Source organism: Martelella sp. HB161492 (genome assembly GCF_013184775.1).
GTDB lineage: Bacteria > Pseudomonadota > Alphaproteobacteria > Rhizobiales > Rhizobiaceae > Martelella.
In genome coordinates this window covers 334,240-347,319 of sequence record NZ_JAATVV010000001.1, presented here as the reverse complement: position 1 = coordinate 347,319, position 13,080 = coordinate 334,240, and the positions used below count along the sequence as shown (strand labels likewise).

At 60.6% G+C, this 13,080-nt stretch carries 13 protein-coding genes; 4 read left to right on the top strand and 9 right to left on the bottom strand.

Annotated features, from left to right (window positions below):
• Positions 1-44 precede the first annotated feature (44 nt).
• The 3 genes from HCK86_RS01615 to HCK86_RS01605 all read right to left on the bottom strand — a co-directional run bounded on the left by HCK86_RS01615 (position 45) and on the right by HCK86_RS01605 (position 2,566).
• Positions 45-758 carry an ABC transporter permease gene (locus HCK86_RS01615; RefSeq protein ID WP_176082714.1) on the bottom strand — a complete coding sequence of 238 codons (714 nt, stop codon included), beginning with the start codon at positions 756-758 and terminating at the stop codon, positions 45-47.
• Between the two features lie 188 nt (positions 759-946).
• Positions 947-1,726, bottom strand: a complete 780-nt coding sequence (locus HCK86_RS01610) for a transporter substrate-binding domain-containing protein (protein WP_176082713.1) — start codon at positions 1,724-1,726, stop codon at positions 947-949.
• Between the two features lie 42 nt (positions 1,727-1,768).
• On the bottom strand, positions 1,769-2,566 hold the full coding sequence (locus HCK86_RS01605; protein ID WP_210259781.1) for an ATP-binding cassette domain-containing protein: 798 nt from the start codon (positions 2,564-2,566) through the stop codon (positions 1,769-1,771).
• Positions 2,567-2,741: 175 nt separating this feature from the next.
• Here HCK86_RS01605 and HCK86_RS01600 point away from each other — a divergent pair, with 175 nt between their 5' ends.
• From HCK86_RS01600 to HCK86_RS01585, 4 genes are read left to right on the top strand one after another with little or no spacing between them, the layout of a single operon-like run.
• Positions 2,742-3,611: an arginine deiminase family protein gene (locus HCK86_RS01600; protein WP_246739407.1), complete on the top strand. Its 870-nt coding sequence runs from the start codon at positions 2,742-2,744 to the stop codon at positions 3,609-3,611.
• Positions 3,612-3,614: 3 nt separating this feature from the next.
• A complete protein-coding gene (locus HCK86_RS01595; RefSeq protein ID WP_176082712.1) occupies positions 3,615-4,253 on the top strand; it encodes a TetR family transcriptional regulator C-terminal domain-containing protein in 639 nt (212 codons plus the stop codon).
• Positions 4,254-4,256: 3 nt separating this feature from the next.
• Positions 4,257-5,450 (top strand): pyridoxal phosphate-dependent aminotransferase, encoded by a 1,194-nt coding sequence (locus HCK86_RS01590; protein ID WP_176082711.1) that lies wholly within the window; start codon positions 4,257-4,259, stop codon positions 5,448-5,450.
• Positions 5,451-5,452: 2 nt separating this feature from the next.
• On the top strand, positions 5,453-7,033 hold the full coding sequence (locus HCK86_RS01585) for a 5-guanidino-2-oxopentanoate decarboxylase (RefSeq protein ID WP_176082710.1): 1,581 nt from the start codon (positions 5,453-5,455) through the stop codon (positions 7,031-7,033).
• Here the strand turns inward: HCK86_RS01585 and HCK86_RS01580 are convergent.
• The 6 genes from HCK86_RS01580 to fabB all read right to left on the bottom strand — a co-directional run bounded on the left by HCK86_RS01580 (position 7,021) and on the right by fabB (position 13,052).
• Positions 7,021-7,428 carry a carboxymuconolactone decarboxylase family protein gene (locus HCK86_RS01580; protein ID WP_176082709.1) on the bottom strand — a complete coding sequence of 136 codons (408 nt, stop codon included), beginning with the start codon at positions 7,426-7,428 and terminating at the stop codon, positions 7,021-7,023. The genes HCK86_RS01585 and HCK86_RS01580 overlap by 13 nt on opposite strands.
• Positions 7,425-7,790, bottom strand: a complete 366-nt coding sequence (locus HCK86_RS01575) for a MerR family transcriptional regulator (protein ID WP_176082708.1) — start codon at positions 7,788-7,790, stop codon at positions 7,425-7,427. Before HCK86_RS01575 ends, HCK86_RS01580 begins: the two co-directional genes overlap by 4 nt.
• Before the next feature lie 352 nt (positions 7,791-8,142).
• Positions 8,143-9,207 carry a porin gene (locus HCK86_RS01570; RefSeq protein ID WP_176082707.1) on the bottom strand — a complete coding sequence of 355 codons (1,065 nt, stop codon included), beginning with the start codon at positions 9,205-9,207 and terminating at the stop codon, positions 8,143-8,145.
• 539 nt (positions 9,208-9,746) lie between these two features.
• Positions 9,747-10,757, bottom strand: coding sequence for a 2-keto-3-deoxygluconate transporter (gene kdgT / locus HCK86_RS01565; protein WP_176082706.1), 1,011 nt, complete (start codon positions 10,755-10,757; stop codon positions 9,747-9,749).
• Positions 10,758-11,014: 257 nt separating this feature from the next.
• The gene (fabI, locus tag HCK86_RS01560) at positions 11,015-11,824 is read right to left on the bottom strand and encodes an enoyl-ACP reductase FabI (protein ID WP_176082705.1); all 810 of its coding nucleotides are present in this window, start codon (positions 11,822-11,824) and stop codon (positions 11,015-11,017) included.
• A gap of 4 nt (positions 11,825-11,828) precedes the next feature.
• Positions 11,829-13,052 carry a beta-ketoacyl-ACP synthase I gene (gene fabB, locus HCK86_RS01555; protein ID WP_176082704.1) on the bottom strand — a complete coding sequence of 408 codons (1,224 nt, stop codon included), beginning with the start codon at positions 13,050-13,052 and terminating at the stop codon, positions 11,829-11,831.
• Positions 13,053-13,080: the final 28 nt, after the last annotated feature.

Sequence of the window (13,080 nt, the reverse complement as noted above, 5' to 3'; positions counted from 1 at the left end):
TTCGATCTCGGCGAGATCGGCTGTGATATCGTCGTTCTCGCCGCTCATGACTGGCTCCGTGTGAGCCCGCGCCGGGCGCGCTTTTCAAGCATCTGCAGAAGAATTGTGGAGACGAGCGTCACAGCGAGATAGAGCACGCCGGCCGCCGAGAAGAACAGGAAATATTCATGAGTCACGCCAGCGGCCTGACGGGTCGCCAGTGTCAGCTCGGTAAAGCCGACCACAGCCAGAAGTGCGGTATCCTTGGTGGTCACGAGCCAGAGATTGGCAAGTCCCGGAATGGCATGCGGCAGCATGGCCGGCAGCGTGATGCGGCGCAGGATCATGCCGGGCGGCATGCCATAGGCGCGGGCGGCCTCGATCTGCCCCTGCGGTACGGCGAGGATCGCGCCACGCAGGACCTCGGTGGAATATGCCCCCTGCACCAGGCCGATGACGAGAATACCGGCGAGCATGCCGGATATGTCAACGGAGGAAAAACCGAGGATCTCCATGAGATTGTTGAGGCTTGCCGTGCCGGCATAATAGAGCAGCACGATCAGCACCAGTTCCGGCACGGCGCGCACGACGGTGGTGTAGATTTCCAGCAGGTCACGGATGATCGGGCCGCCGTACAGCTTGCCGGACGAACCGGCAACGCCGATCACCTGCCCCAGCAGATAGCCGCCGGCGGCAACCTCCAGCGATGTCAGAAGTCCGCGCAGAAGTGCGCCGCCCCAGCCCGGCGGCGACAAGGCAAGATTTTCCAGTCCCGTCATCTCGTCCGTTTCGTCATGTCAGCCATCCCCGCAGGATTTCGCCTCTGTTCAGCCTTCTGGTGTTCCGGGCGATGTGCGTTATCGCGTGTTTGTCTGCCCGGCCCGGCGCAATCCTGATTGTGTCTTTGCAACCATACGCCGGTTTTAGACGTCCGGGCGATCTCTTTTGAAGATCGCCCGGAGCTTGATCAATCGCCGTAAATATCGAAGCTGAAATATTTCTTCGAAATGGCATCATAGGTGCCGTCGGCACGCACGGCGGCGATGGCCGCGTTGAACTTGTCCTTCAGTTCGGTATCGCTCTGCCGCAGTCCGATACCGATGCCGGGGCCGTAGATTTCCACATCGGCGGGCACATTGCCGACGAGCTCGCAGCAATCCTTGCCGTTATCGCTGTCGAGGAAGGGCTGCAGTGTCACCAGATCGGCGATTTCGGCATCGATACGGCCGGAATAGAGATCCTGATTGACCTCGTCCTGGGTCTGATAGGTCTTCAGCGTCGCATCGGGGAAATGCTTCTTGGCATAGGCCTCATTGGTGGTGGAAACCTGAACGCCAAGGACCATGCCCTTCAGGGCCTCATCCGTGGGCTTGATGCCCATGCCCTTGGCGGCAACGATGGCACCGGGCGTGTTGTAATATTTGTCCGAAAACGCGATTTCCTTCTCGCGTTCGGGGGTGATCGACATGGAGGACATGATCGCGTCGATCTTGCCGGAGGTCAGCGCCGGGATCAGACCGTCCCAGGAGATCGGCGAGACGACGCAATCCAGCTCAGCCGAGGCGCAGACGGCATCCATGAAGTCGATTTCCCAGCCGGTCCACTGACCGGAAGCATCGGGAACGGTAAAGGGTGGATAAGGTTCTGCGGCAACGCCGACCTTGACGGTATCGGCAGCGGCGGCAAGGCCGGCCGAAATCGTGATTGCGGCGGCCGTGCCGGCCAGCAATGCGATGATTTTCTTCATGATGATCCCTCTTTTTTTCAAAATGTCGCCCGTCATGGGCGTTTACTGAACCGAACTGATGAATTTCTGCAGGCGTTCCGATTTCGGCCGGTCGAACAGTTCTTCCGGCGGTCCCTGTTCCTCGATCAGGCCGCCATGGACGAAGACAATCTCGCTGGCCACTTCGCGGGCGAATTTCATCTCATGCGTGACGAGCAGCATGGTGCGGCCTTCGTCAGCCAGATCACGGATGACGGTCAGCACTTCACCGACAAGTTCCGGGTCAAGCGCGGAGGTCGGTTCATCAAACAGCATCGCTTCGGGCTGGATCGCCAAAGCCCGTGCAATCGCGGCGCGCTGCTGCTGTCCGCCGGACAGAAAGGCGGGATAGGCATCGCGCTTTTCATAAAGGCCGACCCGCCGCAGCAGCACCTCCGCCTCGGCAATCGCTTCGTCGCGCTTGCGGCCAAGAACATGGACCGGCACTTCGATGACATTCTGCATCAGCGTCATGTGCTGCCACAGATTGAAGCTCTGGAACACCATGGCAAGCCGGGTGCGGATGCGCTGGATCTGTCTGCGGTCGGCCGGCATCAGGCCGCCATGGCCATCCGCCTTGAGGGCGATCTCCTCGCCATGGACATGAACCGCGCCCTTGGTCGGCCATTCCAGCATGTTGATGCAGCGCAGAAGCGTTGACTTGCCGGATCCGGATCCGCCGATAATGGCGACCACCGATCCTTGCGCAGCAGAAAGCGATATACCCTTGAGTACCTCCAGCTGGCCAAAGGACTTGTGCAGGCCCTCGACTCGCACCGCTTCAGCGGAGGCCTGCTTTGCCTCCGTGGTCATGATCGTCATCTAAAGTCTCTCCAGCCACGGCCGGTATTTGCCGGCCTTGTCATGGTTACCCTTCGTTCTTGTCTTGGCGCAGTTGCAAAATCATTGCGCGGGATCAATTGATACACTTGCGAAGTTGTTATGCAAGTGTATAACTACCACCACGTCACGCCTTACATTCAGGAGAATTCTGAACATGCAGTTCGGAGCGCAAACCATGGCGCTGCCCGTCAAGCGGGTTATCATGCGCAAGCCAGGCAAGAGCCTTCTTTCCGCCGATCCGGCGGTCTGGCATTACGGAGCGAGTTTCGATGCCGCCCGCGCGATCACGCAATATGAGCGCTTTGCCGGTCTGGTCGCCGCTTCCGGTGCGGAAATCCTCTGGTATGAGGATGAGGGCGACGGCCTCGCTGACGCCATGTTCACCCATGATCCGTCGCTGGTTTCCGATCATGGTGCGATCCTGCTCAACATGGGCAAGGCATTGCGCCGCGATGAAGTGGCGGGCCATGCGAGGCTTTATGAAAAGGCCGGCATTCCCGTTCTTGGCCGCCTGAGCGGCACGGCCACGGTGGAAGGCGGCGATTGCGTCTGGGTTGATGAGAAGACGCTTGCCATCGGCCGTGGCGTGCGCAGCAATGAAGAGGGAATCGCGCAGATCCGGGCGATGCTGGCGCCTTTCGGCATTTCGGTCCTCGGTTTCGATCTGCCGCTCTGGCAGGGCGAAGAAGCCTGTCTTCATCTGATGAGCGTGATCTCGCCGCTTGCCGACCGGCTGGCTCTGGTCTATGCGCCGCTTCTGCCGGCAGCCTTTTACTTCCTGCTGAAGGAAAAGGGGTACACGCTGGTTGAAGCGCCGACCGATGAATTCATGGCGAGCAACGGGCTGAACCTCAATGTTCTGCCGACGCGCCCCGGCCAGGTCATCGCCGTTGCCGGTTTCGACAAGACCAAAGCGGCCATGGAAGCCGCCGGCTGCACGGTTGAAACCTTCGAGGCCGATGCGCTCTGCATTGCCTGCGAAGGCGGGCCGACCTGCCTGACGCGCCCGATTCTCCGGGGCTGAGCGATGAACCGCAAACCCTTTCGACGGGCAACGGATGCCGAGCGTCGTGACGATCTGATCGTCGCGACGCTGGACTGCATCGCCGAAGGGGGACTGGCCAGCGCCACGGTGCGCCAGGTTGCCGAGCGCGCCGGGGTCAGCGGTGGATTGATCCGGCATTATTTCGCCAGCAAGGATCTGCTGCTGCAGGCCGCCTATCGCCGCATCATGGGGCGGATGACGGCGATTGCCTGTGATGCTGCAGACGTTGGCGAGACGCCGGCAGACAGGTTACGCGCCTTCATCGTCGCCTCGCTGTCGCCGCCCATGATCGATGCCCGCATGCTGGGGCTGTGGGCCGCCTTCATCGCCCAGGTCCGGGTTGACCCGGCCATGGAGGCGATCCATCGCGAGGCCTATGTCGAATTCCGCAGCGCGATCGAGATCATTCTGGCCGATGCCTTTGCCGCAGCGGGCCGCCCTGTCGGTGCGGCGGAATGCCGGCGTCTGGCCACCCGGATCAACGCCGTTCTGGATGGCTTGTGGCTTGAGGGCTGTCTCGCCCACAGCCTTTTCAACGACGAAGAATTGAAAGAGGCCGGGATCGAATCGGTCGAGGCGATCACCGGTATCGGGCTCAAACAGGATCATGTCAGGGAGTAGATCATGCGCTATGCCGCTATTTCCGAACGCGTTGGCGGGCTGGGCTCGACCAAATGGGCCGTTCATCACAAGGCGCGCGCGCTTGCCCGCGCCGGTGAAGCCGTGATTGAACTCACCGTTGGAGAGCCGGATCTGCCGCCTGATCCCGTGCTTTACACCGCCATGGACAAGGCGCTCGCCGCCGGGCGCACCGGCTATTCCAACGGACGTGGCGAGCAGCCCTTGCTGGATGCGCTTGCGAGGCGTTACAGCCGACGCTCCGGCCGCCCGGTCACGGCGGACAATATCTGCTGTTTTCCGGGGACGCAGACGGCTCTTTTCGCCGTCATGCTGACCCTCGTTCAAAGTGGTGATGCCGTTCTGGTCGGCGATCCGCTTTACGCGACCTATGAAGGCATTATCCGTGCGACAGGCGCCCGCATGCAGCCGGTGTGCCTCGCCGCGGAAGACGGGTTTCACATGAAGGCCGCCGCGCTGGAGGCAGCGATTACGCCCGATTGCCGGGTCGTGCTTCTCAACACGCCGCATAATCCGACCGGTGCCGTTCTTTCGGCCGAGGAAATCGTCGCGATCGGTGCCGTTGCCAAAAGGCATGACCTCTGGATCATTGCCGATGAGGTTTATGAGGAGCTGATCTTTGCCGGTCAGTTCGCCTCGCCGCTGGACTTTGCCGATCTGGCCGAGCGGACCATTGTCACCTCCTCGATTTCCAAGTCCCACGCGGCGCCGGGCTTTCGCAGCGGCTGGTGTGTCGGCCCGGCTGAATTCTGCGACAGGCTGCTGCCGGTCGCCGAAACCATGCTGTTCGGCAACCAGCCTTTCATTGCCGATGCAACGGCAGAAGCGCTTGAGCATCCGAGCGGTGTTTCCGCCAGGCTCCGGGCCGCCTTTTCACGCCGTGCCGCCCTTCTTGGTCAGCGCCTTTCGGGCGTTGCGGAGCTTTCCTGCTTCATGCCCGAGGCGGGTATGTTCATGGTGATTGATGTCGCGGCGACCGGGCTTTCCGGTGAGAGCTTTGCCCATCAGCTGCTTGACTGCGAACGTGTGGCAGTCATGCCCGGCTCGTCTTTCGGGCTCGAGGCAGATGGTTTCATCCGCGTGAGCCTGACGGTGCCGGATGAAATGTTGGAAGAAGCAGCAGGCCGGATCGCCCGTTTTGCCGGACGTCTGGTGCCGAAACAGCGGGCGGCAGGCTGACCATGGTGGCAATGACGGTTGGCGAGGCGCTGGTACGCCTGCTGGAAAAGCGCGGCGTCGAAGTCGTCTTCGGCATTCCGGGTGTCCACACGGCAGAACTTTATCGCGGGCTCGCCGCCTCATCGATCCGCCATGTGACACCGCGTCACGAACAGGGGGCCGGTTTCATGGCCGATGGCTATGCGCGGGTAACCGGCAGGCCAGGCGTCGCCTTCGTTATCACCGGTCCGGGGCTTTTGAACACGGTGACCGCCATGGCGCAGGCGCGGGCCGATTCCATTCCGATGCTGGTGATTTCCGGTGTCAATCATCGCGCGACGCTGGGCCAGAATATGGGCTGCCTGCATGAATTGCCGGACCAGCGGGCCCTGATTGCAAGCTTCGCCCTTCATTCCGAGAGACTGGAAGAAGCGGGCCTGCTGCCTGACGTTCTCGATCGTGCCTTTGCCGTTCTGGGCTCTGGCCGGCCCGGCCCGGTGCATATCGAAATCCCGCTTGATGTGATGGTCGAGCCGGTCTTGTCGCAGTCCGAACCGGCGGCACCTCTGCCCCTGGCGGCAACCGGTGCGGCGGCGCTGGAGCAGGCCGTAGCGTTGATGAAAACCGCGCGGACGCCGGTTGTTCTGGCGGGCGGCGGCGCCGTCTTTGCCGATGAAGCCCTGTCGGCGCTGGCGACAAAACTGGACGCCCCCGTGATCACCACCGTCAACGGACGGGGTCTTGCGGCGGCGACCGGACTTGCTGTGCCGGCAAGCCCGTCGCTGCCTGCCGTGCGGGAGGCGCTTGCTGCAAGCGATCTCGTCATTGCCGTGGGCACTGAATTTGGTCAGACGGATTACGACATGTATGTCGATGGCGGCTTTCCTGTCTTGCCGGCGCTTATCCGCATCGATCGCAGTCAGAGCCAGCTTGCATGCGGTCCGAAGCCGTCTGTGGCGCTTGAGGGCGATGCGGCCGATCTGCTGGCGCAGCTGGCAGCCCGTTTCACGCCGGAACAGACCGGAGCAGGGCGCGCCCGGGCGGAGAGCCTGCGCAGGGCGGCGCGCCAGGCAGTGCCGGCCGCGCTTGATGGTGAGGTCAGCCTTCTTTCAGCCCTTGGCGATGTCGCCGCCAGGGCCCGCTTCGTTGGTGATTCGACCCAGCTCGTCTATGCCGGCAATCTCTTTTTTGACGCGGCCGCGCCGCGTCGCTGGTTCAATGCGGCGACCGGATTTGGCGCACTCGGCTACGGACCGGCCGCGGCCATCGGTGCGGCTCTCGGCGAGCCCGAGACGCCGGTGATTGCCCTTGTCGGCGATGGCGGACTTCAGTTTTCGCTTGCTGAGCTCGGCACGGCGGTGGATGAGAAGGTCGATGTGGTCTTTCTCGTGCACAATAATTTCGGCTATCGCGAGATCGAGACCTATATGCGCGAGGCCGGGATCGCCCCGGTCGGCGTGATGCCGACGCCACCGGATATGGAACATGTCGCCAGGGCTTACGGGCTTGGTTTTGCCCGTGTCAGCACGGCCGATGCGCTTATAAAGGCTGTTGGCGAACGCATCGGCCGCGGGGTTCATCTGGTCGAATATCAGACGGGCTGAGCGTTCAGCCTCTCATGGGCTGAGAAGGCGTCACGGGCGACATTGAGGCCGTTGAGCGCTGCGGGAAAACCGGCATAGACGGCCATCTGCATCAGGATCTCGATGATTTCCTCACGGCTGACGCCGACGTTGAGGGCCGCCTGAATGTGGACTTTCAGCTGCGGCGCCGCCGTTCCCATGGCGGCAAGGGCTGAAACCGTTGCAATTTCGCGATCACGCAGGCAAAGGCCCGGCCGGCTGTAGATGTCGCCGAAGGGGAATTCGAGCAGGTAAGTGGCAAAATCGGGGGCGATATCGGCAAGGCCGTTCACGACCGCTTCACCGGCGCTGCCATCGATTGCAGCCAATGCCCTGCGGCCGCGTTCCAGCCTGCTTTCCTCATCCATGGATGTCATTTTGTCGTCCTTTCGCGCATGGTGGCATAGGTCCTGATTTTGTCGTCAAGCGCTTCAAGGGATTGCTGCAGGGCACGGATCTTGTCTGCGACGCTGTCACGGTGCGCTTCAAGCAGTTCCATCCGTTCGCCAATCGTGACGTCGCCTTGCGCGCGCCATTCGGCATAACGCACCATCTCGCTGATGGGCATGCCGGTTTCCTTCAGCCTGTGGAGAAAGGCGATCCAGGTCAGCACCATGTCGTCATAGTCACGATGGCCCGAGCGGTCGCGGGTGGCCGGCGGAAGCAGGCCGATCTGCTCGTAGTAACGGATCGTATGTACGGAAAGCCCGGAGCGGCGGGCAAGGGCTCCAATTTTCATAGCCATCACATCCCTGTCACTTGACGCAGGGGAAGCTACGCCTTCGAGTGCACTCGAGGTCAAGCGCCGATGGCGGGAAAATCGAATTATCTGAAAAAGGGCCAGCAGACGGGCACAAGGCGACAGAGGGAAGAATACTGTTTACGAAAGCAGGAAGGAGGTCGGTTCTGCTTTCGTTACGCTGCAACCATGTGCCCGACATACATGCCGGAACAAACCGTCTGACCGCTTGCAGCCAAAAATGCCGGAAGCACCGCAGGGACAGGTGCCGGGCATTTCTGCCAGGGCGGCGCGAGACGGGGATGCGTGGAAATGCCGGTCTCCCGGCATCTCCTGTGTCTTGAACCTGCGATCAGAAATCGCGCTCGAGACGGAAATAACCGTCCCAGTTGTTCTTGCCGTCGTTCTTCAGCGTGCTGTTGTAGTCCGTGTACTGGACATTCAGCTTGGCCCAAAGATTGTCGACGACCTGATATTCGAAGTAGACGCCGCCGCTCCACAGATCCGGGTCGCTGTCGAGGCCGGAAAGGGCATTGTCGGTCTTCAGCTTGCTGTACTGGACCTGCGGGGTGATCGTCAGCTTGTCAGTGACGTTCATGCGGTAGCCGCCTGCAACAGCCCATTCAGTGTAGCCGTAATAGTCGTTGCCGTCGTTGAGGTCCCAGGTTTCGCTGTAAGCGTTTGCGCCGGTGTTGTAGAGAGCGGCAAGCTCAAGCGAGCCGGGGCCCATGGCGAAGTCGCTCATGGCACGCAGGCCGGCTTCTTCGTTAAAGGTGTCGTAGCCGACATCCAACTTGGCGTTGATGCCGCCCATGGCCATGCCGATGCGGCCAGCAACGCCGATCTTTGCCGTGTCCGGATCTGCCGTCTTGATGCCGACCATGTCAGGCGTCAGGGCGTCAACAGCCAGGCCGCCGAAGAAGCCCGAGCCGATGAAGCCGTAGCGGATTTCGGTCATCTTGGTGTTGCCGGACAGACGATCGACTTCACCCGTCAGATCTTCATCCCAATAGGTCTTGAAGTAACCGGCCTGGAAACCGCCGAGGCCCAAATAGGCCTGCGAGATCTCAACATTGTCGCTGGTGCCGTCGCTATAGGCATAGGCGTTGAGCGCGATCCGGCTGGTCAGGGCGCCAAGCTCGGTGTCGGTCTTTGCCTGGATGTCCAACTGGCCCTTGGAATAGACGTCCCAGCCGTTGTTGTCCTGCGTTTCAACCTGGAAACGGACATAGCCGCCGATATCAAGGCAGGTCTCGGTGCCAGGGATGTAGAAATATCCCTTGCCGAAAGCATCGCAGGCTTCGACGTAGTTGTTGGTGGTCTGGGGCTCGACAGCCACGATGGCGTCGGCCGCGCGGGCGCCGGAAGCAGCCGCAAGAAGGGCGGCCGAAGCGAGCAGTGCGCTTTGCAGTTTCATATATGTCTCCAATTAGCTCAGGCGGAGGAGGGGGCTCCTGTCCGTCGCAAGTAAGTGGGCTGGCGAGAATCTGATGACGCCGCCTGCCGCGCCACATAAAGCGCTTCATTTGCCGAGAGATGCAATATTGCATGGACGATTATGCTGGTTCGAAATGCTCATATTTTCCCGGTGTGACATCAAAGAGACACTAATCTATTGAAAAAATTAATAAAAATATACTTTAGGGCGATCTTATTTGTGTCTCAACCTATAAGTTCAATCGATTGACTAAATTTTAAGATCGATAATCGAGTTATATCTGCACTATAGCTATGCATATTATGCATATCTAAGATGCCTATCTCGCACGCACAAACATGTTTCGGACATGATTGCCAGGTCCTGAGCGGCCTGCGTCCTCCTTCGCCGGTCATTAGGGCAGAAAGAGGACGATGCCGACCCGGACGGGAAAACAAATGGCCCGCCTTGGGGGCGGGCCATTTCATGCATTGCCGGAAAGCGGGATCCGGCAGTAAGGCGCGAGGATCGACCGGCGGCTAGACCGGCTTGGCCGGTGTCGGGCCTGCGGTGAGGGCAACCTCCTCTGCAGGGACGCCGGTCCTCTTCTTCATGTGATTGGCCCAAATGCCGGTCAGGATTGGCACCAGGATGGCGGTGATCAGGCACGAGGTCGCGACCAGAGCCGTGGCCGAGGCTGCCGCGGGGGCGAGTTCCGGCACCATGGCGGCGATGATCATCGGGTTGGCGACCGCGGCGCCAGCCGTCGACGAGGCCGCAAGGCCAGCCGTACCATTGCCGCCACCGATAAACTTGTCGGCCAGCATCAGCGGAACACCGGTGATGATGATGACGATGACGCCGAGCAGAATGCCGCCGAGGCCGGTTTGCAGGATGACGTGCAGGTCGATGCCGTTGCCGAGCGCGAAGCCGAAGAAGGGAATCAGTGTCTGCACACCCTTGCCGAAGAATTCCTTCAGGTCGGGGTCGATATTGCCGAGTGCGAAGCCGATCAGGAAGGGCAGGACGGCGCCGACAAAGACATGCGGTTCAAAGCTTGCAACGCCGGCCGAGCCCAGGATGAACATCGAGACCAGCGGGCCTGATTCGATCGACATCAGCACGAAGGCGCCAGCCTCTTCCTTGCTGCCATATTGCTGCATGACAGCGGCGTAGAGGCCGCCATTGGTCATATCCATCGCCGAGCAGATGGCGAGTGCCGAAAAGCCGGCGAAAAGCCCGGCCTCAACGCCGCCGATCGGCAGGAAGGTTGCCGCCACAAAGGTTGCGCCCCAGGCAACGAGCGCCTTGACGATGACGAGGTTGCCCGACTTGCGCAGCACGGTACCGGTGGCGCGCAGGCTGATGGTTGCCCCCATGCAGAAGAACCAGACGGACAGGATCGGCACGGTTCCCGAGATGAGACCATTGGTGAAGGAGCCGAAATAGGCGCCGGCTCCGGGCGCAAACGTCTTGCACAGGGCGCCAAGCAGAAGCGGGACAAGCATGAGCCCGCCAGGGATTCTTTCAATTGTTTTCTTGATCTGCATTTTTCCGCTCCCGGAAGTGGACCGTCGCGGTCCTGTTTAATTCTGTCTCGCGTTACATTCCTGTTTGGGTTGCTGTTCCATGATTGAGATCAACTGATGATCGTCGGGGCCGAAAACGTTTCAGATTTTCGCTTTGTTTGTTCGCAAGTGCAGCATTTTTGTCGCGAGCCAGGGTGCGTCCACGACAATGCGCATACAAAAAACCGCCGGAAACGGGTTCCGGCGGTTGAAATACGTCAATTTCTGTCTTGGCTGGTTCAGCGTTCGGGTTCGCCGCGCCGCATCATTTCCGGAATCGGCATCGACATGACATTGTAGCCATTGTCGACGAAGTGGATCTCGCCGGTCACGCCTGCGGAAAGGTCGGAAAGAAGATAGAGCGCCGAGCCGCCGACGTCTTCGATCGTGGTGGAGCGGCGCAGCGGCGTGTTGCGTTGCTGCCAGGCATAGACGAGGCGGGCATCGCCAACGCCGGAACCGGCCAGCGTGCGCACCGGACCGGCCGAAATTGCGTTGACGCGAATACCCTGCGGGCCATAATCGGCCGCGAGATAGCGCATCGAAGCTTCAAGCCCCGCCTTGGCAACACCCATGACATTGTAGTTCGGCACAACGCGGGTGGAGCCGCCATAGGTCAGCGTCAGCATCGAGCCGCCATCCTTCATCAGGACCGCTGCGCGCTTGGCAATTTCGGTGAAGGAAAAGCAGGAGATCACCATCGTGCGGACGAAGTTCTCGCGCGTCGTGTTGGCGTAAAGTCCCTTCAGTTCGCTCTTGTCTGAAAAGCCGATGGCGTGAACGAGGAAATCGATCGAACCCCAGCGGGTCTTGAGCGCATCGAAGGTTTCATCGACGCTGTCAAGATTCTCCACATCGCAGGGGAGAATGAGATCGGAGCCTGCCTGAGCTGCCAGCGGCGTGACGCGCCGGCCGAGGGCTTCGCCCTGATAGGTGAAGGCAAGTTCGGCGCCCTGTTCGTAGAGTGCTTTGGAAATGCCCCAGGCGATAGAATGGTCGTTGGCAACGCCCATGATCAGGCCGCGCTTGCCCTGCATAAGTCCGGTCATATGCTTATCCGTTGTAGCGCTGGAAAACCAGCGTGGCGTTGGTGCCGCCGAAGCCGAAAGAATTGGAGAGAACCGTATCGATCTTTGCATCATCGATTCGGCTTCTGACGATCGGAACGCCTTCGAATTCAGGGTCGAGCGTTTCGATATGCGCGCTTTCGCCGATGAAGCGTTCCTTCATCATGAGCAGCGCATATATGCTTTCCTGCGCGCCGGCAGCACCGAGCGAATGGCCGGTCAGCGACTTGGTCGACTGGATATGGGGGATTTTGTCGCCGAAGACTTCGCGGATCGCGCCAATCTCCTTGCTGTCGCCCACTTCGGTGGCGGTGCCATGGGTATTGATATAGTCAATTTCGCCGTGAACCGTCGCCAGCGCCTGCCGCATGCAGCGGATTGCGCCTTCGCCGGAAGGGGCAACCATGTCATAGCCGTCAGAGGTCGCGCCATAGCCGACGAGTTCGCCATAGATCGTTGCGCCGCGGGCCTTTGCGTGTTCCAGCTCTTCCAGCACGACAACGCCTGCGCCGCCGGCGATAACGAAGCCGTCGCGATCCTTGTCATAGGCCCGCGAAGCCGTGGCGGGGCTTTCATTGAAATGCGTCGACATGGCGCCCATGGCATCGAAGAGGTTCGACATGGTCCAGTCGAGATCTTCGTGACCGCCGGCAAACATCATGTCCTGCTTGCCCCACTGGATCATCTCCGCGGCATTGCCGATGCAATGCGCCGAGGTCGAGCAGGCCGAGGAAATCGAATAGTTCACACCATGGATCTTGAACCAGGTGGCCAGCGTTGCCGAGGCCGTCGACGACATGGATTTTGGAACCGCGAAGGGGCCGATCCGCTTCGGGCTGGTATTCTTGCGGGTAATGTCGGCAGCATCCACCAGGGTGCGTGTCGACGGACCGCCCGAGCCCATGATGATGCCGCAGCGCTCATTGGCCTCGTAATCGGCCGGCTCAAGGCCGGCATCGGCGATTGCCTGCTTCATCGCAACATGGTTCCAGGCGCCGCCCTGCGACAGAAAGCGCATGGCGCGGCGGTCGACCATATCCGATGTGTCGATATCGGGCCGGCCCCAGACCTGGCACCGAAAACCGTGCTCGGCAAAGTCAGGTGAAAATGAAATTCCGGATTTTGCCTCGCGCAGCGAAGCTGTGACTTGGGTCGCATCATTGCCGATAGACGACACGATGCCCAAACCTGTGACGACGACACGTCTCATTTTGATAGACCTCTCCTCATATCTCGCG